This window comes from Corynebacterium tuberculostearicum, from assembly GCF_016894265.1.
Taxonomy (GTDB): Bacteria; Actinomycetota; Actinomycetes; order Mycobacteriales; family Mycobacteriaceae; genus Corynebacterium; species Corynebacterium tuberculostearicum_D.
The window spans coordinates 49,316-70,925 of sequence record NZ_CP069791.1; the positions used below are offsets into that span (position 1 = coordinate 49,316).

General features: G+C 63.3%; 22 protein-coding genes. 13 read left to right on the forward strand and 9 right to left on the reverse strand.

Going from position 1 to position 21,610, the window contains the following annotated elements; genetic code table 11:
• Nucleotides 1–13: 13 nt before the first annotated feature.
• Entirely contained in the window at nucleotides 14–1,267 is a 1,254-nt protein-coding gene (locus I6J28_RS00270) for an MFS transporter (protein WP_204610110.1), read from the reverse strand.
• Nucleotides 1,268–1,483: 216 nt separating this feature from the next.
• Here I6J28_RS00270 and I6J28_RS00275 point away from each other — a divergent pair, with 216 nt between their 5' ends.
• Entirely contained in the window at nucleotides 1,484–3,697 is a 2,214-nt protein-coding gene (locus I6J28_RS00275; protein WP_204610112.1) for an NADP-dependent isocitrate dehydrogenase, read from the forward strand.
• Nucleotides 3,698–3,769: 72 nt separating this feature from the next.
• Here the strand turns inward: I6J28_RS00275 and pdxT are convergent, their stop codons facing one another.
• A complete protein-coding gene (pdxT, locus tag I6J28_RS00280; RefSeq protein WP_204610114.1) occupies nucleotides 3,770–4,360 on the reverse strand; it encodes a pyridoxal 5'-phosphate synthase glutaminase subunit PdxT in 591 nt (196 codons plus the stop codon).
• The gene (gene pdxS / locus I6J28_RS00285; protein ID WP_040424867.1) at nucleotides 4,354–5,256 is read right to left on the reverse strand and encodes a pyridoxal 5'-phosphate synthase lyase subunit PdxS; all 903 of its coding nucleotides are present in this window, start codon (nucleotides 5,254–5,256) and stop codon (nucleotides 4,354–4,356) included. The genes pdxT and pdxS overlap by 7 nt, the downstream gene beginning before the upstream one ends.
• Before the next feature lie 81 nt (nucleotides 5,257–5,337).
• On the opposite strand from pdxS, the gene I6J28_RS00290 reads away from it, so the two are divergent.
• From I6J28_RS00290 to metX, 4 genes are all read left to right on the forward strand, one after another.
• Nucleotides 5,338–6,642: a PLP-dependent aminotransferase family protein gene (locus I6J28_RS00290; RefSeq protein ID WP_204610116.1), complete on the forward strand. Its 1,305-nt coding sequence runs from the start codon at nucleotides 5,338–5,340 to the stop codon at nucleotides 6,640–6,642.
• Between the two features lie 37 nt (nucleotides 6,643–6,679).
• On the forward strand, nucleotides 6,680–6,829 hold the full coding sequence (locus tag I6J28_RS00295) for a hypothetical protein (RefSeq protein ID WP_204610118.1): 150 nt from the start codon (nucleotides 6,680–6,682) through the stop codon (nucleotides 6,827–6,829).
• A 98-nt stretch (nucleotides 6,830–6,927) separates the two neighbouring features.
• Nucleotides 6,928–8,244, forward strand: coding sequence for an O-acetylhomoserine/O-acetylserine sulfhydrylase (locus I6J28_RS00300; protein ID WP_204610120.1), 1,317 nt, complete (start codon nucleotides 6,928–6,930; stop codon nucleotides 8,242–8,244).
• Nucleotides 8,241–9,359 carry a homoserine O-acetyltransferase MetX gene (gene metX / locus I6J28_RS00305; protein WP_204610122.1) on the forward strand — a complete coding sequence of 373 codons (1,119 nt, stop codon included), beginning with the start codon at nucleotides 8,241–8,243 and terminating at the stop codon, nucleotides 9,357–9,359. Before I6J28_RS00300 ends, metX begins: the two co-directional genes overlap by 4 nt.
• Nucleotides 9,360–9,462: 103 nt before the next feature.
• On the opposite strand, the gene I6J28_RS00310 is transcribed toward metX, so the two are convergent.
• From I6J28_RS00310 to I6J28_RS00320, 3 genes are all read right to left on the reverse strand, one after another.
• Nucleotides 9,463–10,443 (reverse strand): HNH endonuclease signature motif containing protein, encoded by a 981-nt coding sequence (locus I6J28_RS00310; protein ID WP_204610124.1) that lies wholly within the window; start codon nucleotides 10,441–10,443, stop codon nucleotides 9,463–9,465.
• A gap of 125 nt (nucleotides 10,444–10,568) precedes the next feature.
• Nucleotides 10,569–10,883: a DUF3017 domain-containing protein gene (locus tag I6J28_RS00315; protein ID WP_204610126.1), complete on the reverse strand. Its 315-nt coding sequence runs from the start codon at nucleotides 10,881–10,883 to the stop codon at nucleotides 10,569–10,571.
• The gene (locus tag I6J28_RS00320; RefSeq protein ID WP_150850691.1) at nucleotides 10,880–11,728 is read right to left on the reverse strand and encodes a bifunctional methylenetetrahydrofolate dehydrogenase/methenyltetrahydrofolate cyclohydrolase; all 849 of its coding nucleotides are present in this window, start codon (nucleotides 11,726–11,728) and stop codon (nucleotides 10,880–10,882) included. The genes I6J28_RS00315 and I6J28_RS00320 overlap by 4 nt, the downstream gene beginning before the upstream one ends.
• 23 nt (nucleotides 11,729–11,751) lie before the next feature.
• Between I6J28_RS00320 and I6J28_RS00325 the strand changes: the two genes are divergently transcribed.
• Nucleotides 11,752–12,222, forward strand: coding sequence for a tRNA (cytidine(34)-2'-O)-methyltransferase (locus I6J28_RS00325; RefSeq protein WP_005322648.1), 471 nt, complete (start codon nucleotides 11,752–11,754; stop codon nucleotides 12,220–12,222).
• Here the strand turns inward: I6J28_RS00325 and I6J28_RS00330 are convergent.
• Together I6J28_RS00330 and I6J28_RS00335 are read right to left on the reverse strand one after the other, a co-directional pair.
• Entirely contained in the window at nucleotides 12,206–13,573 is a 1,368-nt protein-coding gene (locus I6J28_RS00330; protein WP_204610130.1) for a PH domain-containing protein, read from the reverse strand. The two genes, I6J28_RS00325 and I6J28_RS00330, sit on opposite strands and share 17 nt — an antisense overlap.
• Complete coding sequence (locus I6J28_RS00335) at nucleotides 13,570–14,031, reverse strand: PH domain-containing protein (protein WP_179387420.1); 462 nt, start codon at nucleotides 14,029–14,031, stop codon at nucleotides 13,570–13,572. Before I6J28_RS00335 ends, I6J28_RS00330 begins: the two co-directional genes overlap by 4 nt.
• Nucleotides 14,032–14,142: 111 nt before the next feature.
• Between I6J28_RS00335 and I6J28_RS00340 the strand changes: the two genes are divergently transcribed.
• From I6J28_RS00340 to I6J28_RS00355, 4 genes are read left to right on the forward strand one after another with little or no spacing between them, the layout of a single operon-like run.
• Nucleotides 14,143–14,691 (forward strand): hypothetical protein, encoded by a 549-nt coding sequence (locus I6J28_RS00340; RefSeq protein ID WP_239454632.1) that lies wholly within the window; start codon nucleotides 14,143–14,145, stop codon nucleotides 14,689–14,691.
• On the forward strand, nucleotides 14,684–14,902 hold the full coding sequence (locus I6J28_RS00345; protein WP_275431217.1) for a helix-turn-helix domain-containing protein: 219 nt from the start codon (nucleotides 14,684–14,686) through the stop codon (nucleotides 14,900–14,902). Before I6J28_RS00340 ends, I6J28_RS00345 begins: the two co-directional genes overlap by 8 nt.
• Before the next feature lie 42 nt (nucleotides 14,903–14,944).
• On the forward strand, nucleotides 14,945–15,208 hold the full coding sequence (locus I6J28_RS00350) for a helix-turn-helix transcriptional regulator (protein ID WP_023020645.1): 264 nt from the start codon (nucleotides 14,945–14,947) through the stop codon (nucleotides 15,206–15,208).
• Nucleotides 15,208–15,705, forward strand: a complete 498-nt coding sequence (locus I6J28_RS00355) for a hypothetical protein (RefSeq protein WP_204610131.1) — start codon at nucleotides 15,208–15,210, stop codon at nucleotides 15,703–15,705. Before I6J28_RS00350 ends, I6J28_RS00355 begins: the two co-directional genes overlap by 1 nt.
• On the opposite strand, the gene I6J28_RS00360 is transcribed toward I6J28_RS00355, so the two are convergent.
• A complete protein-coding gene (locus tag I6J28_RS00360; protein ID WP_204610133.1) occupies nucleotides 15,702–18,821 on the reverse strand; it encodes an error-prone DNA polymerase in 3,120 nt (1,039 codons plus the stop codon). The two genes, I6J28_RS00355 and I6J28_RS00360, sit on opposite strands and share 4 nt — an antisense overlap.
• Nucleotides 18,822–18,958: 137 nt before the next feature.
• On the opposite strand from I6J28_RS00360, the gene I6J28_RS00365 reads away from it, so the two are divergent.
• The 3 genes from I6J28_RS00365 to I6J28_RS00375 all read left to right on the forward strand — a co-directional run bounded on the left by I6J28_RS00365 (nucleotide 18,959) and on the right by I6J28_RS00375 (nucleotide 21,607).
• A complete protein-coding gene (locus I6J28_RS00365; RefSeq protein WP_204610135.1) occupies nucleotides 18,959–19,822 on the forward strand; it encodes a MetQ/NlpA family ABC transporter substrate-binding protein in 864 nt (287 codons plus the stop codon).
• 70 nt (nucleotides 19,823–19,892) lie between these two features.
• On the forward strand, nucleotides 19,893–20,930 hold the full coding sequence (locus I6J28_RS00370) for a methionine ABC transporter ATP-binding protein (protein WP_204610137.1): 1,038 nt from the start codon (nucleotides 19,893–19,895) through the stop codon (nucleotides 20,928–20,930).
• On the forward strand, nucleotides 20,927–21,607 hold the full coding sequence (locus tag I6J28_RS00375) for a methionine ABC transporter permease (protein WP_204610138.1): 681 nt from the start codon (nucleotides 20,927–20,929) through the stop codon (nucleotides 21,605–21,607). Before I6J28_RS00370 ends, I6J28_RS00375 begins: the two co-directional genes overlap by 4 nt.
• Nucleotides 21,608–21,610: the final 3 nt, after the last annotated feature.

Consider the following 21,610-nt stretch of genomic DNA (forward strand, 5'->3'; position numbering starts at 1 on the left):
CATATCGGTCCGCCTAGACGCGGCGAGCAAGGCGCTTTTTATCCCACATCGTCGCAGCCCACACCAGGCAACCCGCAGCCGCTAGGGCCGCACCGGCCAGCGCCGGGGCGGAGTAGCCCAAGCCGGCACCCACGACGGCGCCGCCAATGGTCGCACCGGCCGCATTCGCAATGTTGAGCGCGGACTGGTTGAGAGCTGCGGCCAAAGTCTGGGCGTCGCCAGCCACATGCACCAACCGCAGCTGCAAAGAAGGCACCAGCGTGGAACCCATAAAGGCCACGCAGCCAAAGCAAATCGTGGCTAGGATGGCGTGTCCGGAGAGGAAATAAAAGGCGGTCAAAATCACAATCAGGCAGGCCAAGGCAAAGATGATGCCGAACTCCAGGTTGCGGTCCGCCAACCAGCCGCCGAAGGCATTGCCGATGGTCATGCCGATGCCATAGGCCATGAGCACGACCCATATGAGGTTCTGGTCCATGCCGGCGACCTCGGTCATGGTCCAAGAAATATAGGTATAGACGGAGAACATGCCGCCAAAGCCCACCACGCCCATGATGACGGTGAACCACACCTGACTATTTTTGAACGCCCCAAACTCCGTGCGGATATCGGTCTGTTTCATCTCCGTCATGTGCGGCATCAGGAAGAACAACGCAATGGCGGTGACGATGCCCAAGGCCACGACCACCAGGTAGGCCGCCTGCCAGCCCAGTGCGGAGCCGAGGGCTTGGGCGGCCGGTACACCAATAACCGTGGCGATGGCCAGGCCCATGCCCACATAAGCCATGGCCTTGCCGCGGCCGCCTGGGGGCGCCATGGATGCGGCAGAAAGGTTGGCCACGGAGAAATAAGCGCCGTGCGGCATGCCCGCGATGAAGCGCGCAATCATAAGAATGGCGTAATTCGGCGCCAAGACCGAAAGGAGGTTACCCACCACGAGGAAGCCGATGAGCAGCAAGATCAGGCGGCGGCGCGGGAGCTTGCCAGTAAAAGCCGCAATCAGCGGGGCGCCTACCACCACGCCCATCGCATAGATGGTGATGAGCGTGGAGGCGTTTTCTTCCGAAATACCAAAATCATCCGCGATGAGCGGCAGCAGGCCCATGGACACAAATTCCGTCGTGCCGATGGCAAACGCGCCCAGGGCCATGGCCACCATGACGATGGCGCGGCGGCGGGCGGTAATCTCCGTTTGCAACGGCAGCGGACGGCGGCGAATGCGGTGTTCGTGTGCGCTGCGCGGGCTTAGCTCATCGATGATTTTCATGGAGAGTGAGGGTACACCCAGTGCACGCCTACAGCATGCCCGTAGCGGGGGCTCGTGAATATCTCCACCCCTCCCGCGCATGGGTGACAGCGGCCACGCAACCCTTTTCAAGGGGCGGCAAATGGGGGATCACTTTCCGCAAACTGGCCCACATGCGGCCCACAAAATCGGTAATCTGGGCACTTGAACAATTTTCCAACGTTAATTAGGAGAATCATGGCAAAGATTACGTGGACCCGTACCGATGAGGCGCCGCTGCTGGCGACCTACTCCCTCAAGCCCATCGTGGAGGCCTTCGCTTCCACCGCTGGCATCGACGTGGAAACCCGCGATATCTCGCTGGCCGCCCGCATCGCCGCGCAGTTCCCAGAGCGCCTCACCGAGGAACAGAAGGTCGAAGACGCCCTGGCAGAACTGGGCAAGATGGCCAAGACTCCGGAAGCAAATATCATCAAGCTGCCGAATATTTCCGCTTCCCTGGTGCAGCTGAAGAAGGCCATCGCCGAGCTGCAGGCCGCCGGCTACGACCTGCCTGATTACCCGGATAATCCTTCCACCGAGGAAGAAAAGGACATCGCGGCCCGCTACGATTCCGTTAAGGGCTCCGCTGTTAACCCGGTGCTGCGTGAGGGCAACTCCGACCGCCGCGCGCCGGAGGCCGTGAAGAACTTTGTAAAGAAGCACCCGCACCGCATGGGCGAGTGGTCCAAGGACTCCAAGACCAACGTTGCCACCATGGCAGACAACGACTTCCGCCACAATGAGAAGTCCGTCATTCTGGAGAACGAGGACACCCTGTCCATCGTCCTCAAGACCGCCGATGGCGAGCAGACCCTGCTGCCGGAGCTGCCGGTTCTCAAGGGTGAGGTCATCGACGGCACCTTCATGTCCGCCAAGGCCCTGGATGAGTTCCTCCTCGCACAGGTCAAGCGCGCCAAGGAAGAGGGCGTACTCTTCTCCACCCACCTGAAGGCGACCATGATGAAGGTCTCTGACCCCATCCTCTTTGGCCACGTCGTCCGCGCCTTCTTCGCCGATGTATATGACAAGTACGGCGAGGAGCTGCTGGCAGCCGGCCTCAACGGCGAGAACGGCCTGGGCGCTATCTACGAGGGCTTGAAGAACCTGGACAACGGCGAAGAAATCAAGGCCGCTTTCGACGCCGCGCTTTCCGACGGCCCCGACCTCGCCATGGTCAACTCCCACAAGGGCATCACCAATCTGCACGTGCCTTCCGACGTCATTATTGACGCCTCCATGCCTGCCATGATCCGCACCTCCGGCCACATGTGGAATAAGAACGACGAGGAGCAGGACACCCTCGCCGTCATCCCGGATTCCTCCTACGCCGGCGTCTACCAGGCTGTTATCGAGGACTGCAAGGAAAACGGCGCCTTCGACCCGACCACCATGGGTACCGTGCCGAACGTTGGCCTCATGGCACAGAAGGCCGAGGAGTACGGCTCCCACAACAAGACCTTCAAGATCCCGGCTGCGGGCACCGTTGAGGTTCGCAACTCCCAGGGCGAGGTTCTCATCTCCCACGACGTGGAGGAAGGCGATATCTGGCGCGCCTGCCAGACCAAGGACGCCCCGATCCAGGACTGGGTCAAGCTCGCCGTCAACCGCGCTCGCCTGTCCGGCATGAAGACCATCTTCTGGCTCGACCCGGAGCGCGGCCACGACCGCAATATCAAGTCCCTGGTGGAGAAGTACCTTAAGGACCACGACACCGAGGGCCTAGACATCTCCATCGAGGATCCGGTCACCGCTACCAAGACCTCCATCGAACGCATCCGCCGCGGCGAGGACACCATCTCTGTTACCGGCAACGTACTGCGTGACTACAACACGGACCTCTTCCCCATCCTCGAGCTGGGCACTTCCGCCAAGATGCTGTCTGTGGTTCCACTCATGGCCGGTGGCGGCCTCTTCGAGACCGGTGCCGGTGGCTCCGCCCCGAAGCACGTCCAGCAGGTAGAAGAAGAAAACCACCTGCGCTGGGATTCCCTCGGCGAGTTCCTGGCCCTGGCTGAGTCCTTCCGCCACGAGAAGCAGACCAACGGCAACGAGAAGGCCGGCGTCTTGGCCGCTACCTTGGACAAGGCCACCGAGCGCCTGCTCAATGAGGGCAAGTCCCCGTCCCGCAAGGTGGGCGAAATCGACAACCGCGGTTCCCACTTCTTCCTAGCCACCTTCTGGGCCGAAGAGCTGGCTAACCAGACTGATGATGCCGATCTCGCCGCCGCCTTCAAGGACGTAGCCTCCCAGCTGTCCTCCCAGGCAGACGAGATTGCCCAGGCGCTTGTCGACGCCCAGGGCAACCCCGCCGACCTCGGCGGCTACTACTGGCCAAATGACGAGAAGACCTCTGCCGTCATGCGCCCAGTAGCAAAGTTCAACGAGATCATCGACGGCCTGAAGAAGTAATTCTTCCCAGGTAAAAGCCGCCCCGCAGCGTTCATTGCTTCGCTGCGGGGCGGCTTTAGCGTGCGCGCAGATTTAGAAACTATCGAGCCAGGCGGCGTGCACGCGAGCGTCGCCATTTTCTTCTGGGTGGAAGCTCAGCGCCGTCACGCGGCCCTGTCGCACGCCGACCACCGCGTCACCGCCTTCTCTCGGCACCGTCGCGATGATCTCGACGCCGTCGCCAACGCGGGTAACGATGGGCGCACGGATAAAGCTCGCCTCAATGTCGAGCGTGTCCTCCCCCATCGCGACCGGCACGGTACGTTCCTCGGAAAAGCGCTGGTTGCCAAAGGCATTGCGGCGTACAGTCACGTCCAGCAGCCCCAGGGTTTGCTGCCCCGGCGCGGGGTTATCGAGCTCGCGGGCGCAGTAGATGAGCCCAGCGCAGGTCGCGAGCACCGGCAGGCCTGCAGCCGCGGCGTCGCGCAGCGGCTCGGCCAGCCCGAAGCTGCGCGCCAGCTTGTCGATGACACTCGACTCGCCGCCCGGAATCACCAGCCCGTCGAGCCCTTCCAGGTCGCGCGGCACCCGCACCCGGCGAGTAGCCACACCGAGGCTATCGAGAATGCGCAGGTGCTCCTCGACGCCGCCCTGCAGCGCCAGCACCCCAATGGTGGCTACCATCCGCGCTCGGCCAGGCGGTGCGGTGCGGGCACGTCGTTGACGTTAATGCCCACCATGGCCTCGCCGAGGCCGCGGGAAAGCTTGGCGAGTTCTGCGGGGTCGTCGTAAAGCGTAGCGGCCTTCACGATGGCCTCCGCGCGCGCTGCTGGATTGCCGGACTTGAAGATGCCGGAGCCCACGAAGACGCCTTCGGCGCCCATCTGGCGGACGAGGGCGGCGTCGGCAGGCGTGGCCACGCCACCGGCAACGAAGAGCACAACCGGGAGCTTGCCGGTCTCCGCAACCTCTGCGACCAAATCGTACGGCGCCTGCAGCTCCTTGGCCGCGACATAAAGCTCGTCTCGATCCAGGTGGCGCAGGCGCGCGATCTCGGCCTTAATGGTGCGCAGGTGCTTCACGGCCTCGGAGACATCGCCGGTGCCGGCCTCGCCCTTGGAGCGAATCATGGCCGCGCCCTCGGTGATACGGCGCAGCGCCTCGCCCAGGTTGGTCGCACCGCACACGAACGGCACGTCGAAATCCCACTTATTGATGTGGTTGACGTAATCGGCCGGGCTGAGCACCTCGGACTCGTCGATAAAGTCCACACCCAGCTCGCCCAGGATCTGCGCCTCCACAAAGTGGCCGATACGGGCCTTGGCCATGACGGGGATGTCGACGGCCTCGACGATGCCCTCGATAAGCTCCGGGTCAGACATGCGGGCCACGCCGCCCTGCGCGCGGATATCGGCCGGCACGCGCTCCAGCGCCATCACGGCCGACGCGCCCGCGTCCTCCGCAATGCGCGCCTGCTCCGGCGTGACGACGTCCATGATGACGCCGCCCTTCAACATATCGGCCAGTCCTCGCTTCACGCGCGTGGTAGCGCGTCCTTGTTCATTTACCTGTTCAGTCATAGGTGCCATAGTGGCCCACACAAGTGGTACAAGACAAGAGCCATTTTCAGCGTGTTGGATTAGACCACTTATGATGGGCCCGTGCCTCTTCGCCTCGATCCTTCTGATACGCGGCCGCTGCCCGTGCAAATCGCCGCCGCCCTACGCGCCCAGGTCGCTGCCGGCGTCCTCCTGCCCGGCGAACGCGTTCCTTCGACCCGCCACTTGGCTTCGCAGCTCGGCATTTCCCGAGGCAGCGTGGTCACCGCCTACGACCAACTCACGGCCGAGGGCTACCTCACCGCCGAGGTTGGTTCCGGCACCGTCATCAACCCGCTGCTCCCCCACGCGCGTGCCCCACGGCCGGAGCAGGCCCCCGCACCGGCCGCCGAGCCCGAACTCGTGCCACTGACCCCCGGCCTGCCCGACACCGCCGGCATCCTCACCCCTGAATGGAGGGCCGCGTGGCGTGCAGCGGCCGTCGACCCTTCCGGCGATCTGCCCCGCGAGGTCGCCGCCCACCTGCGCCACATGCGCGGGCTCACCGTGGACCCGGCCTGCGTGCTGATCACGGCCGGCGCCCGCGACGGCCTCTCCGTGCTCCTGCGCGCCCTGGGCCGCCAGCTGCGCGTGGGCGTGGAATCCCCCGGCTACCCCAGCCTGCGCCGGGTGCCCCACGCCCTCGGCCACACGTTGGTGGAAATCCCCACCGGCCCCGAAGGCGTCACCGTCCCCACGGCCGATCTCGACGCCCTCATCGTCACCCCCAGCCACCAATACCCCTACGGCGGCTCGCTGCCCGCAGCCCGGCGCGCCGAACTCGTCGAATGGGCCCGCACACACGACGCCCTGCTTATCGAGGATGACTTCGACTCCGAACTGCGCTACGTCGGCCAGCCGCTGCCCGCCCTGGCCGCACTCGCCCCGGAGCACACCGTGCTGCTGGGTACCTTCTCCTCGGTCATCTCCCCCTCGATTGCCTGCGGCTACCTCGTCGTTCCACCGCGCCTGCGCCCGGCCGTGGACCACGTGCGCGAGGTCTTCGGCCAACCCGTCGGTTCCATTCCCCAGGCCGCGCTCGCCCACTACCTTTCAAGCGGCGCTTTACGACGCCACACCGGCCGCATGCGCCGCACCTACAAACGCCGCCGCAACCTCGTAGCCGAAACGCTCGGCACCATCGATGGCGCGCAACTCCTCCCCATCCACGGTGGCCTTCACGCGGTATTGCTGTGCGACCCAGCCGTGGTCCCCCGCGCCGCCGCCCGCGGCATTAAGCTCACCCCGCTGCGCGACTATTGGGGCGGCGCCGACGCCGAAGATGGCGTCGTACTCGGCTTCGGCCACCTCAGCGACACCGAGCTGCGCACGAGCCTCACCGCGGTCGCGGCCGCCTTACGCGAGTGATACCGTCACCTCAAAGGCCATAAAAGAAAGGTAATACATGTCTATTGACATCTGGGAACTCGCACTCATTCTTCTTTTCATCGTCGTGGCCGTCGGCGTCGTTGCACTCATTACACGAATCTCCCGCGGCAACAACGAGAGCCACCACCCCACCGATAGCCACAAAAATCACCACCCCCACCCCTAACCCAACTGACCGCTTGGTCTATTTTTATTCTCGCTCCTGCCAGCGGGTTTCACCAAACCCGTTCGCAAGACATACCGCTTGGTCTAGTCTTGCCAAGCATGACGACGAAATACGATAACTCCAATTCCGACTGGTCCTTCGCTACCCGCTCCGTACACGCGGGCCAAAACCTCGACGGGCACCACAACGCCCGCAACGTGCCGATTTACCAGACCACTTCCTACGTCTTTAACGACGCCGAGCACGCGGCCAACCGCTTCAATCTTTCCGACGCCGGCCCCATTTACACCCGCCTGACCAACCCCACCCAGGACGCGCTGGAAGAACGCCTCGCTTCCCTCGAGGGCGGTGTCGCGGCCGTTGCCTTCGCTTCCGGCCAGGCCGCCGAAACCGCGGCCATTTTGAACCTCGCCTCGGCCGGCGACCACATCGTGACTTCCCCGCGCCTCTACGGTGGCACCTCCACCCTCTTTACCGTCACGCTCAAGCGCCTAGGCATCGACGTCACCCTCGTCGAGAACCCGGATGACCCGCAATCCTGGCAGGATGCCGTCCAGCCGAATACCAAGGCCTTCTACGGCGAGACCTTCGGCAACCCCGTGGCCGATGTCCTCGATATCCCGGCCATCGCCGAGGTCGCCCACAATAACCAGGTTCCGCTCATCGTGGACAACACCATCGCCACCGCCGCCCTCGCCCGGCCGCTGGACCTCGGCGCGGATATCGTCGTGGTCTCCACCACCAAGTTCTACACCGGCAATGGCTCAGCCATGGCCGGCGCGATTATCGACGGCGGCTCCTTCGACTGGACCGTCACCCGCAACGGCGAGCCCGTCTTCCCCTACTTCGTCACTCCAGATGAGGCCTACCACGGCCTGAAATACGCCGATCTCGGCGCCCCAGCCTTCGCGCTCAAGGCCCGCGCCGGCCTGCTGCGCGATACCGGCGCCGCCATCTCCCCCTTCAACGCCTGGCTGACGCTGAACGGAATAGAGACGGTGGGGCTGCGCGTCGAAAAGCACAATGCCAACGCCCAGGCCGTCGCCGAATACCTGGAAGGCCACGCCAAGGTCACCAAGGTCAACTACGCCGGCCTGGATTCTTCGCCGTACAAGGCCACCAAGGAAAAGCTCGGCTATGCCTATACCGGTTCCGTGTTCTCTTTCGATATCGATGGCGGCCGCGAAGAAGCCTGGGCGTTTATCGACGCCCTCAAGCTCCACTCCAACCTCGCCAATATCGGCGATACCCGCTCCCTGGCCGTGCACCCGGCGACCACCACGCACTCGCAGTCCGACGAGCCTGCACTGGCAGCGGCCGGCATCACCCAGTCCACCATCCGCCTATCCGTGGGCATCGAGCACATCGATGACATCATCGCGGATCTCGACCTGGGTTTTAACGCGTTGGCATGAAGCTAGTTAGCATCGGCAACTTTCACACCGAAGCCGGCGCCACGCTTGCCGACGCCCACATTGCCTACCACCGCTTCGGCCGCCTCCTCGGCGATCCTCACGGCCGCAATAACGTCATTGTGATCGAACACGCCCTGACCGGTGATTCGAATGTAGCCGAATGGTGGGCCGATCTGGTTGGCCCTGGCAAGGCGCTAGACACGACGAAGTGGTGCGTTATCGCCACCAATGCGCTGGGCGGATGCGCCGGCTCCACCGGCCCCGCCTCCCCGCACCCAGACGACGGCCGCGCCTGGGGCTCGCGCTTCCCCGCGCTTTCGGTGCGCGACCTTGTCTCGGCCGAGCGTGCCGCGCTCCGCGAGCTCGGCATCACCCACGTCCACGCCATCATTGGCGGTTCGATGGGCGGCGCGCGCACGCTGGAGTGGACGCTGATGCACCCCGAGGCCGTTGATGCGGCCTGCGTCATTGCCGTATCGGCCCGCGCTTCCGCCTGGCAGATTGGCATCCAGTCGGCGCAGATCGCAGCCATCGAGCAAGATTCTTTCTGGCATGGCGGCGACTACTACGCCTCTGCGCAGCGCCCGCGCGAGGGGCTGGCGGCCGCGCGTCGCATTGCACACCTGACGTATCGCGGCGAGCAGGAAATCGACGAGCGCTTCGGCGTCCAAGCCCAAGCCGGCGAGGACCCGCTCGGGTCCTACCGCCGCCGCAATGAGCGCTTTGCCGTCAACTCCTACCTGGACTATCAGGGCACCAAGCTGGCCGATCGCTTCGATGCCGGCTCCTACGTCACCCTCACCGAGGCGCTCAACCGCCACGATATCGGCCGCGGCCGCGGCGGCCTTAACCGCGCGCTGGGCTCATCCGAGGTACCGACCATGGTCGTCGGCGTTGACACGGACATCTTGTACCCGTACCACCAGCAGGAACACATCTCGCGCAACCTCGGCAACCTGCTGGCGATGGCGAAGGTTGTCTCCCCGGTAGGCCACGACGCTTTTCTTACCGAGTCACGCCAGATGGATCGCATCTTGCGCAACTTCCTCACCCTTTCCCAACCGGACCCGAGCATCGATTCTGCGGCGGGCGATCCCACCGAGTACTCGATTTAAAGGCTCACTGCATCTACGATCGCCGAAGCTGCGCAGCGCGCACTAGCTATAAGCGGTGCGGCACGCTGCGCTGGGGTTATGGCTTGACGCGGCGGGACGGGGCTCAGCCGTCTTCGGGCGGTGTGGCCCAGGGTGGGCGCCAGACGATACCTTCGCCGGGGCGGCGCTCGAGCCGACCGCGGCGTGGCGGCGCATTAGGGTCATCATCATTGACCCCGTTGTGATACTTGCAGGCCATGGTGAGGTTCTCGGGATTCGTGTCCCCACCGAGCAGCCACGGGGTGAGGTGGTGGACTTGGCATTCATCCGCTGGCGTATGGCAATCGGGCCACGGGCACACAGGGGTTTCCGCCATCGCCATCTGGCGTTGCTTCCATGTTGCTAAGCGCCGTGCTTGATAGAGGTTTACGGGGCCGGTGACAGGATGGATGAGGGTGATAAGGCCGACGTCGGAAAGCGCGCGGCGAACAAGGTCTGCACCGGTAATCTGCGCGCCATTGGTCAGCTGCAAGGTGACGTCCTCGCCGTGGATGACCTTGACCATCTCATTGAGGGTGAGGACCACGTTGGTGGTGATTGTGGAGGCGGCGGCACCCTGGGAAAAGACGCGGCGGGCATCGGCGACGGTGGAGACATGGTGATTAATCTCTGCCACCAGTTCGGACTCGGCGGTAATGGTCAGCGTCCACAGGTCATCGCGGCGGCGGATCAGGCGCACGCCCTCAGAGCGCTTGGTGGTGCGCTCCTCGCGCACCAGGCGGCGGGCGCGCTTTTCAATCTCGCTGGTAGCAACGCGCAGAGCGCATAGTTCCTCGCGCAGCGCCCAGGCCGCGCGCTGGGTTTTCATCTTCTGGGCATAGTGCTCGATGATTTTTAGCGCGTCAAGCGGCAGTGTGGTGCGGCGGGCGGCGCGCTGCTTGGCGCGAAAGGAAGTGCGGCCGAAGTAGGTGTCGGCAAGGCGGGCAAACTCGGCGGCCTCGCGATCGCTAAAGCCCTTATCGACGAGCTTTTCTACCGACAGCCCAACGCACTCCTCGATGAGCACCATCGGGGAATTCACGGCTGTCAGGTAGGTCGAAATCATGGCCCTGAGCCTAAACCGGCCGCGCAACTCGGCGCGCGGTGACGGGCGGCAGCCTGTGGATAATCTCCCGAACGACACCCTCTAAGGCCGAGATAGGTGAAAGCTCTACAAAAGACTGTGGATAACTAGCTGCCGAGCGAATCCACGGAGAAGGCCAGAAAGGCCATCACGGCGCCGAGTAGGCCGGTAAAGCAGGCATCGAAGCGACGCGAACGCACTGCCAGCACGCCAACGCGGCTGGAATCACAAGTCAGGCGTACCACAGTGAGCCACAGCAGAGCGAGTCCAAGGAGGAACGTGGCTCGGCGCCAGTACTCGAAGACCGCGTAACCGCCGGAGACGACCACACCGGCCACGAAGATGCCGATAGCCGCCCACTGCGCGGCGGGCGGCAGCGGGGAGGGCGCGAGCTCGGCGTCGTGCGGGTTATCTAGATTCACGCCAACTTTTCCGCGCGCTCGACGATATTGCGCACCAAGAAGGCACGGGTCAGCGGGCCGACGCCGCCCGGGTTCGGCGAGACGAATCCGGCCTTGTCCCAGCAGTCTGGGTGGATGTCACCGGTGAGCTTGCCGTCGACGCGGGAGACTCCGACGTCGAGAAGCGCGGCGCCTTCCTTAATCATGTCCGCAGTGAGCATGTGGGGCTGGCCGGCGGCGGCGATGACGATGTCGGCCTCGCGGGTCTCGGCGGCCAGGTCCTTGGTACCGGTGTGGCAGAGGGTGACGGTGGAGTTCTCGCTACGGCGGGTAAGCATCAGGCCGATGGGACGGCCCACGGTCACGCCGCGGCCGATGACCACGGTCTTGGCGCCGTCAAGCTCAACGCCGAAGCGGCGCAGCAGGTGCAGGCAGCCGTTCGGGGTACAGGGCAGGGGCGCGTCCTCGTTGAGCACCAGCTTGCCCAGGTTGACCGGGTGCAGGCCGTCGGCGTCCTTTTCGGGGTCGATGCGCTCGAGGATGGCGTTTTCATCCAAGTGCTTGGGCAGCGGGAGCTGGACGATGTAGCCGGTGCAGGCGTCATCGGCGTTGAGCTCATCGATAACGGCCTCGAGTTCTTCCTGCGTGATGTCGGCCGGCAGGTCCTTGCGGATGGAATTGATGCCGAGTTTTTCGCAGTCGCGGTGCTTCATCTTCACATAGGACTGGGAGCCAGGGTCTTCGCCGACCAAGACGGTGGCGAGGCCGGGCGTAATCCCCTTGTCCTTCAGTGCGGCCACGCGCTGGGCGAGGTCGGCGAAAATCTCGTCGCGGTACAGTGTGCCATCTAGTTTGGTAGCGCTCATAGCCACCATCCTAGACTGAAGGCATGAGCCAGCTGCACATTGTCTTTGATAACCCGGTCATTCCTACTAATACGGGCAACGCCATCCGCACGGCCGCGGTGACGGGCGCGAGCCTGCACCTGATTGAGCCGCTGGGTTTCAATTTCGACGATAAGCACTTAAAGCGCGCCGGACTGGATTATCACGATCTGGCCGATGTGCAGATTCACAAGGATTTTCAGGCCTGCATGGATGCGCTGCCGGGGGCGCGCGTCTTCGCGTTTACCACGCATACGGATAAGTGGTTTACGGATATCGAATACCAGGAAGGCGATGTCCTTCTCTTCGGCACGGAGCCGACTGGCCTGCCGGAGGAGCATATTAACCATCCGCGCGTGACGGACCGCGTGCGCATTCCGATGGTGCCGGCCAGGCGCTCGATGAACCTGTCGAATTCGGCGTCGACGGCCGTATTCGAGGCGTGGCGCCAGCTGGGCTTTAACGGGGCGGTTTAAGCCCTGGCAGTTGGCGGGAGCGCAGGCGGGCAAGGAGTGCGGTGGCGTCGGCAAGCGTGAGGTTGCGCGCGGCCATGCGCACGGGCCCTTGAACTAGGTCGAGGTTGACGGTGGCTAGGCCGAGCGCCTGGGAAATCGGCCCGCGGCGGTAGGTTAGCTCCTGGATATGGGAGGTGTGGATGGCCTTGACGCGGCGGTTGAGCCGGCCGTTGCGCACGATGACGTAGTCGCCGGTGAGCGCGACGGTTTGCTGGCGGTAGTCCAGCGGGGAGACCCACTTGGCGCGGGCCGGCGAGGCGTAGGTGGGTGCGGCGTCGGCCGGGAGGAATTGCCGGGCTTGGGCGAGGGTGCCCACCGGCAGGATGCGAGTGGAGCCAGAAGCCTTGCCGCTTGCCGACGCCCCATACCCCGCCACCGACACCCTCACCTCGTACCAGCCCAGCGGCCGCCAGAGGAAGGGCTGGGTAATTTGCACGGCGTGGATGCGGTCGAGGCGGATGCTTTGGCGGCGGCGATCGGCCAGGCCGTAGGTGATGTTGAGGACCTCGCCGTCGGTGCGGGCGGTGTAGCGCCAGGAGGAATCGAGCACGTTCCAGGCGTTGGGGATCGCGCCGACGAGGATGGGCAGCGCGGTCGACAGCGGCAGCCGGGTGACCACGACGACGATGAGGAAGCCGACGAGGAAAAGCGTGGAGGTGCGCAGCGCGGCCGCCATAAGGGAGCGGGCAATGGGGATTTCGGGCACGAGGGCCGGTTCTTCGGCCGGTGCGGCGGGCGTGTGGGCGCTGGTTGCGTCGACGGCGGTCGTGTCAGTGTCGGCGGAGGTGGCGGCCGGTGCAGGAGCGCCGTGGACGCGGGCGAGGATGTCCTCGCGCAGGGCTTCGGCGTCAGCCTTTTTGAGGTACGCGATTTCGATGACGGATGATTGGCCGCCGGCGGTTTCCACGCGCACGGCCGCTAGCCGGAAAAGGCGTGCGATGACGGGTTCGACGACGTCGACGGCCTGGGTGCGGTCATAGCGCGCGGTGCGCAGTTGGGTGGAAAAGAGTCCGCGGCGCAGGGAGAGCTCGTCCCCGCCGAGTTGGTAGCCCATGCGGCGCCACCATAGGCCGGAGGCGAGCCACACGACCGCGCAGACCGCAACGAACCCGGCGATCGCAAAGGCGGTATCGCGCAGGGCCTCACCGCGGTGCTCGTCAGTGATGAAGGCAAAGATATCGCGTAGGGCTTCCAGGTTGACGTTGAGGGCGAAGGCCGCGATGAGGGCCAGGATCACTGACCATAGGCGCAGCAGCGGGGTGAGGCGGTGGACGCGGCGGAAGCTTGGTTGGGTGCTGGACTGGTCGCTCATAGGCCGCTCATCCGTTCGCGGGCTTGGTGGGCAAGGCGGGTACGGAGGGCGTCGGCAAGCGGGGCTTCCAAGCCCTTAATGGTGGCGTCCGTGCTGGCCGAGGCCGTGTGGAGCTGCAGCTTTTTTAGCCCGAGGGCGCGGTCGATGGGCCCGGAGGTCACGTCCACGAATTGGATGCGGCCGTAGGGCACGACGGTGAAGGAATGCCAGAGCTTGCCGCGAGTGATAAGCAGCTCATCGTCGGTCTCGAGCCAGCCCATGTTGCGCACCTGGGCGGGGATGAGCCAGAGCAGCCAGAAGAAAAGGGCGACGAAAAGCCCGGCCGCCCAGTAGAACCACGGGGTCCACCAGAAACCTGCCGCACCGGCGGCCGCCGCGAGGACAATCATCCAGCTCAGGTGGTGGATATAACGCGAGGTCACCAGGCGTGGCGAGACGGGATTCATTTCTTCGCTCATAGTTATTGACAGTATCAATCGGGCCATACCCTTGCCTCACTTATCGTTAATCGATATTATCGAATTACGACAACATCGAGAGTCGATAAACAATCGGCGGAAAGGATTGTCATGACCACCCCACAACCCACCTCCAAGGCCGAGCGCCGCGAAATTAACACAGCGGCCGGCATCTGCCTCCTTACCATCGTCATCCTCGGCCCTACCTACCTGCGTGAGCTTGCCACCGGACGCTTTTCCACCGCACTGAGCGCAGCCATCCCAGAAGGCCTAAGCAAACACAACCTCGACGGCGGGCCATTCTGGATGCTCACTGCGGCGCTCGTCGCCAAGATTGCGGCCATCTTAATTATCGCGTTCTTTGCCTACCGTTTGGTCAAGCCAATGCTTCGCGGGCAGGTCTTCACTACGAAAAATATTCGCTTCCTCAATGGAATGACCATCGGGATTCTCGTCTGGTTTATTGGACGCTTCCCACTCGAAGGAATGGGCAACAACTGGGCTTCCTCACAGCTAGGAATCGACTGGTGGGCCAGCCAGGACGGAACGTCCCTTGGCGAGCTCGCCCTGCCCTACCTCTTCGTCTGTACCTTGCAGCTCTTCTCGACCGCCATCAAGCGCGGCTGCAAGCTAGAAGAGGAGGTCGACGGCCTTGTCTGAGACACAAGAATCCCAAGTAGTCTGCCACCTCGACCGGATTATGCAAGAGCGCGACATTACCGGCGCGGCGCTCGCTAGAGAAGTAGGAATCACCCCAGTTAACCTCTCCGTATTGAAGAATAATCGCGCCAAAGCCGTACGCTTTAGCACCCTGGCAGCACTGTGCGCGGCACTGGACTGCCAGCCGGGAGATATCTTCGGCGTCGAGTAACGACCCTTGCCAGCGTGTTGGGTTTATGCAATACTTTGATTTATGTCCCCAAAGAAGAAGCCCTCCGCACCCATTTATAACCGGGTTCGTGTGCTGCGCGCCGAGCGGGACATGTCGCGCGCGCAGTTGGCCGAGGCCATCGATGTCAACCCCCAGACCGTCGGTGCACTTGAGCGCGGCGACCACTCCCCCAGCCTGGACTTAGCCTTCCGCGTTTGTGAGGTTTTTGACCTCCCCGTGGAGGCTATTTTTTCTCGCCAGGAATTTTCCCCCATGTCCACTGAAATCTACAGGAAGAATTCCTAATGGCTAACACGATTCCCGCCTCCGTTTCTCGCCGCAAGCGCCTTGTCCTGGCCGGCGATATTTTTCTCGGCCTGGCCATCATGGCGGCGGCCCTACACTTCTTCGCGCTCGGCTTGTCTAACTTGCTATGGCCAATTGCCGGCATTGCGGCGACTATCTGCACCACGTGGTTGCGTCAGTCCATCCGGCACCTCGACGTTCCCACCACAAAGATGGATGAATACGAGCTGCGTCTGCATACCGACGCCCGCGAGAAGGGTCTCAAGACCGCTTTAATTACAGCAATAGTGCTCTTCCTTGTCGCTGGTGCCACCGCATTTGGCCTGCAAGTCTTCGGCACAGAGCAGGTCACAGCGGAGGCAGCGACCTCTGGGACTAATATCGCCATCTTCTTTGCCAAGCTCATCTACATCCAGCTGCTATGGATCCCATTTGCGGTAGCCAAGGAATTGGCCAATAAACTTAACGCGGACGAGCTGCGCAGCGGCGGCAACTAGCGGAAGTCGCGGGAGCCGCGGGAGAGGAATTCGCCAAAGTCCAGCGGCTCTAGCTTATCCGCGACCACGCTCACCGCACCAGTGGCATTTTGCACGATGCCGCGGATGATCATCGCACGGGCGGTGCGGGCCAGAACTTTATGCCGCGACCACAATCCGGGTGAAACCATCACATTCATCAGGCCGGTTTCATCCTCCACACCCAAAAAGGTCAGGCCAGACGCTGTACGCGGGCGCTGGCGGTGAGTGATAATGCCGGCGATGCGCACGCGGGTGCCATCGGGGACATGGGGGAGCTGGGAGGCAGGGAGGACGTCGGCAAGCGAGGCACGCACCAGCTCCATCGGCTGCTGGTTATAGGTCACGCCGGTGGCGGCGACGTCGGTAGCCATAAGCTCAAAAGCAGACATGCCGGGCAGGTGCGGCGAGGCCAGGGCGGAGGTGCCGGGCAGCATGCCCTCGCGCTCGGTGGCGGCAACTCCGGCCTGCCACAACGCTTGGCGACGGTCCAGCCCAAGGCACTCCAACGCCCCGGCCGTGGCCAGCGCCTCCACCTGCTCCACGCTGAGGTCCGCCCGGCGCGAAAGATCGGACACGCTAGCAAAAGGCGCGGCCGCCTCCACACGCTCGGCGGCGGACTCCCCCAGCCCTTTGATGAGGTTAAGGCCCAAGCGAATCTCGGCAGGTCCCGTCGCGCGAGCCTGGGCGCCGGAGTCATTAATACTTACCGGCAGCACCCGCACGCCATGGCGCCGGGCATCCTGGATGAGTGACTGCGGGGAATAGAAACCCATCGGCTGTGCGCGCAGCAGGCCCACGCAAAACTCCGCCGGGTAGTGGTATTTAAACCACGCGGAAAAATACACCAGCGAGGCAAAGGACTGCGAGTGCGATTCGGGGAAGCCATAGGCGGCGAAGGCCACGATTTTGGTCCAGAGCTTATCGGCCACATCGCCCTCGATGCCATTGGTTTCGTGCAAACCCGCATAGAAACGACTGCGCAGCGCGTCCATCTTTTCCGGGGATCGCTTCGAGCCCATGGCGCGGCGCAGATCATCGGCCTCGGCGCCGGAGAACCCGGCGGCGTCGACCGCGATCTGCATCAGTTGCTCCTGGAAGAGCGGAATGCCCAGGGTCTTCCCCAGGGATTTTTCCAGCACGGGATGGTCATAGGTTACCTCCTCTAGGCCATCGCGACGACGCAGGTAAGGGTGCACGGACCCGCCCTGGATGGGGCCGGGGCGAATGAGCGCGACTTCGACCACTAGGTCAAAGAAACGGCGCGGCTTCAGGCGCGGCAACGTGGCTAGCTGCGCGCGGGATTCCACTTGGAAGACGCCCACCGCATCGGCGCGGCAGAGCATGTCATAGACTTCCGGCTCGGCGAGGTCGAGCTCCCACAAGTGCACCTCGCGGCCGGTGGTGGCGCGCACGGCGTCAATCATGTGGTGCAGCGCCTCCAACATGCCAAGGCCCAAAAGGTCGAATTTCACTAGGCCGGCGGCCGCACAATCGTCCTTATCCCATTGCAGCACGGAACGGTTTTCCATGCGCGCCCATTCCATCGGCACGACGTCCGCGATGGGCCGATCACACAGCACCATGCCGCCGGAGTGGATTCCTAGGTGGCGGGGCTGTCCGAGGAATTGCTCGGCCAAAGATGAGACCTCAGCAGGCGGTTCGGAGGCACCCTTCGACCACGCATCGGCCGATCCCTGCGGGTAACCTAGCGCGCGGGCGGCATCGCGGGTAGCCCCCTTGCGGCGATAGGTAATGACATTGGCCACCTGCGCGGCTCGATCACGGCCGTGAGTGCGATAGACATACTGGATTACCTCCTCACGGCGGCCGGACTCGATATCGATATCAATATCGGGCGGGCCATCGCGGTCCGGGGAAAGAAAACGCTCGAAGAGCAGCTGCGCGGAAATAGGCTCAGCGTTGGTAATGCCCAGCGCGAAGCACACGGCGGAGTTAGCGGCCGAACCTCGCCCCTGGCACAAAATATTCTCACGCCGGCAAAAATCCACCAGGTCGCACACGATTAGGAAGTAGCCCGGAAAGCCTAGCTGCTTGATGACGCCCAGCTCATGCTTAATCTGCTTCTTCGCCGCCTGCTTAATCTCGGCTGGGCGCGAGGCATAGCGGTCCTTGGCACGGCGCCACACCTCGCGTTCTAGCCAGCTCATCTCGGTATGCCCCTCCGGAACGGGAAAGTGCGGCAGGTTCGGGGCAAGCGCATCCCAGGTAAAGGAACACTCGCGGGCGAGCGCCACGGTTTCGGCGATGAGCTCCGGCCGATCCGGCAAGAGTTGCGCCATCTGCTCGCCGGATCGCAGCCAGCCAGCACCCATGGGGTGGGCGTGCGGCGCGGCGGCCGCGAGGGATTCGCGCCGGGCCAGGGCACGCTTGGCAGCAGCAAGCCGAGCTTGGTCGCGGGTCGCGGCCGCGGGCCGTGCGGTTGCGATGGCCCGCAGGTTATTGTATTTATCCAGGAAACGGTGTTGATCCGCATCCTCGGGGGACATGCTGCACGAATATTCGAGAACTATGCTGTCTATTTTTATTCTTTCGAGCAGATTATCGATTTCTGCTAACGCTTCCGGCCCCACTAGGAAGAAGCACTCCCCTTCCAGTTCGCGTGCCACCTCATCCAAGGGCGGATAAGCTACGCGATCCTTCTCCCCCGCTTCCATCCGGGCGCGCGCAATGAGGCACGACAGGCGGCGATAGCCCTCCGGGGTGCGTGCCAGCACGGTCACCGGGGCCTCCGCGAGCGATAGCTCCGCACCATATACGGCCGGAAGACCGGCTTTAGCAGCGGCTTCGGCGAATTTCATGAGCCCATAAAAACCATCGCGGTCCACGATGGCCAACCCCTCAAGGCCCAGCTCCGCAGCCCGTGCTACCAGTTCCTCCGGCTCAGCGGCGCCGTCAAGAAAGCTATAGGAACTTACCGCATGCAGCTCCGCAAAGGGCACGGTGGAATGGCCGTGCTGGGCAGGAGCCGTTGGTCCGGGAAGGTGATCCATCGGCACGGGCGCAGCAGATTCGCGGCCAGAGAGGATGCGCTCCACCCGCGACCATGACAATGCCCTTCCGCCATTAAATTCCACTCCAGCAAGCGTAATGTCGAATCATTGTTCTAGACAAGCCGGTGGGACGTGATGCCCACAATAGACAAAGCGGTTCGCTGATTGCTAAGTTGCTACACAGACAAATTATTTCAACTCCTACAAGAAGGGGATTCCCCATGCAGATCCGTCGCGTAGTAGCTGCTACCGCCGCCGTGTCCATCGCCGCCACCAGCCTGGTGGCATGCTCTTCCGACTCCGATGACTCCAAGACCATCAAAGTCGGCACCACCGATGACGCAAAGAAGGCTTGGGTAGCGTTCGAGCAGGAAGCAAAGAACGCGGGCTATGACATCGATATCCAGCCTTTCGCGGATTACAACACCCCGAACCAGGCCCTGGACCAGGGCGAGCTGGACACCAATAACTTCCAGCACCTGAAGTTCTTGGCGGAGTATAACCACGGCAATGGCACCAACCTGGTGCCTATCGTGGCTACCGAGATCGTGCCGCTGGCACTGTTCTGGAAGGACCACGACTCCCTCGACGGCATCGAGGGCGAAGAGGTCGCCATCCCGAATGACTCCACCAACCAGGCTCGCGCCATCAACGTGCTGGTCCAGGCCGGCCTTCTCACCCTCAAGGACAAGGACAACCTGGAGCCCACCCCCCTGGACATCGATGAGAAGAAGTCCAAGGTCAAGGTCACCCCGGTAGACGCGGCACAGACCACGTCCGCACACGGCGAGGGCACCCCGGCGATTATCAATAACTCCTTCCTGGAGCGCGCCGGCATCGACCCAGCCACCGCCATCTTCCAGGACGACCCGAACTCTGAAGAGGCAGAGCCGTACATCAATGTCTTCGCCGTTCGCGAGGAAGATGCCGATAACGAGGACATCAAGAAGCTCGCCGAGCTATGGCACAGCGACGCCGTCCAGGAGGGCGTTGACGAAGACTCTGCCGGCACCTCCGTCGAGGTGGAGCGCAGCCAGGAGGATCTGCAGAAGATCCTGGATAAGCTCGAAGCAGATCTGGACTAATCACCCTTGCTTTTACCCCGCCGGAGACCCCGGCGGGGTTTGGCACTTTCCTAGCTAAGGACGCAAACACGTGGCAGATTCCACCCACCGCGGCACCCGCATTGAGTTCCGCGAGATCACCAAGATCTTTAAGCAGAAAAAGGCGCGAATTAAGGCGCTCGACCATGTCTCCATGACCATCGAGCCTGGCGAAATCGTCGGCATCATTGGCTATTCCGGCGCCGGCAAGTCCACCCTCGTGCGCATGATCAACGGCTTGGACACCCCGTCCGCCGGCGAGCTGTTGCTCGACGAGACCAATATCGTTGGCATGTCCGAGCGGAAGCTGCGTGGCATTCGCCGCAATATCGGTATGATCTTCCAGCAGTTCAACCTGATGAGCTCGCGCACCGCGGCCGGCAATATTGAATACCCGCTGCAGCTGCAGGGCGTCGGCAAGCAGGAGCGCGCCCAGCGCGTGCAAGAACTGCTGGACTTCGTCGGTCTGGGAGACAAAGGCAAGAGCTACCCGGAGCAGCTTTCCGGCGGCCAGAAGCAGCGCGTTGGCATTGCCCGTGCGCTGGCCACCAATCCTTCGCTGCTGCTTGCCGACGAAGCCACTTCCGCCCTCGACCCCACCACCACGCAGGAAGTCCTCGACCTGCTGCGCCGGGTGAACAAGGAATTCGGCATCACCATCGTGGTTATTACCCACGAGATGGAAGTCGTTCGCTCCATCGCCGATAAGGTCGCCGTGATGGAAAACGGCCGCGTAGTAGAGCAAGGCAGCGTCTACGAGGTCTTCTCCAACCCGCAGACCTCCGTGGCCGCCAAGTTCGTGGCCACCTCGCTGCGCAACGAACCCGACGTCGTCGAAACCGACGACCTGCTTGCGCACGAAGGCCGCCTGTTTACCATCAACCTCACCGAGGAATCCGGCTTCTTCACCGCCGCCGCTCGGCTCAAGGAGGCCGGCGTGTCCATCGCCGTTGTCCACGGCGGTATCACCACGTTGCAGCAGCATTCCTTTGGCAAGCTGACCGTGCGGCTTAGCGGCGATAATAACGCCATCGAAGAGTTCTACCGCACGCTTTCTACCACCACCCAGATTGAGGAGATTGCACGATGACCGTCACCAACCTCGCCCAAGCCAACTGGGACCGCCTCGGCCCTTCACTAGCCGAGGCCATCGTCGATACCCTCATCATGGTCTCGACCACCCTCATCATCTCCGGCATCCTCGGCCTTGGCCTGGGCATGCTGCTCTACACCACCCGCACAGGCGGCATCCTGCAGAACCGGTTTGTCTACGTCATTGTCAACCTGCTGGTGAACTTCGTCCGTCCCATCCCGTTCATCATTTTGCTGGCCTTTGCCCAGCCGTTGACCGTCGCTGTAATGGGCGGCTCCATCGGCCGCGGCCCGGCCACCTTCGTCATGGTGATCGCCGCAACCTTCTCCGTGGCCCGCGTGGTGGAGCAAAACCTCGTGGCCATCGATCCCGGTGTTATCGAGGCCGCCCGCTCCATGGGTGCCTCGCCGTGGAAGATCATTACCTCCGTCATCGTTCCGGAGGCCCTCGGCCCGCTGATCCTGGGCTACACCTTCCTGTTCATCGCCATCGTGGACATGTCCGCTATGGCCGGCTACGTCGGCGGCGGCGGCTTGGGCGACTTTGCCATCGTCTACGGCTACCGCGCCTTCGAGTGGGAAGTCACCGTCGTGGCTACGCTCATCATCATCGTGCTGGTGCAGGCCGCCCAGTTCCTCGGCAACTGGCTTTCTTCCAAGGTCATGCGCCGCTAGCCC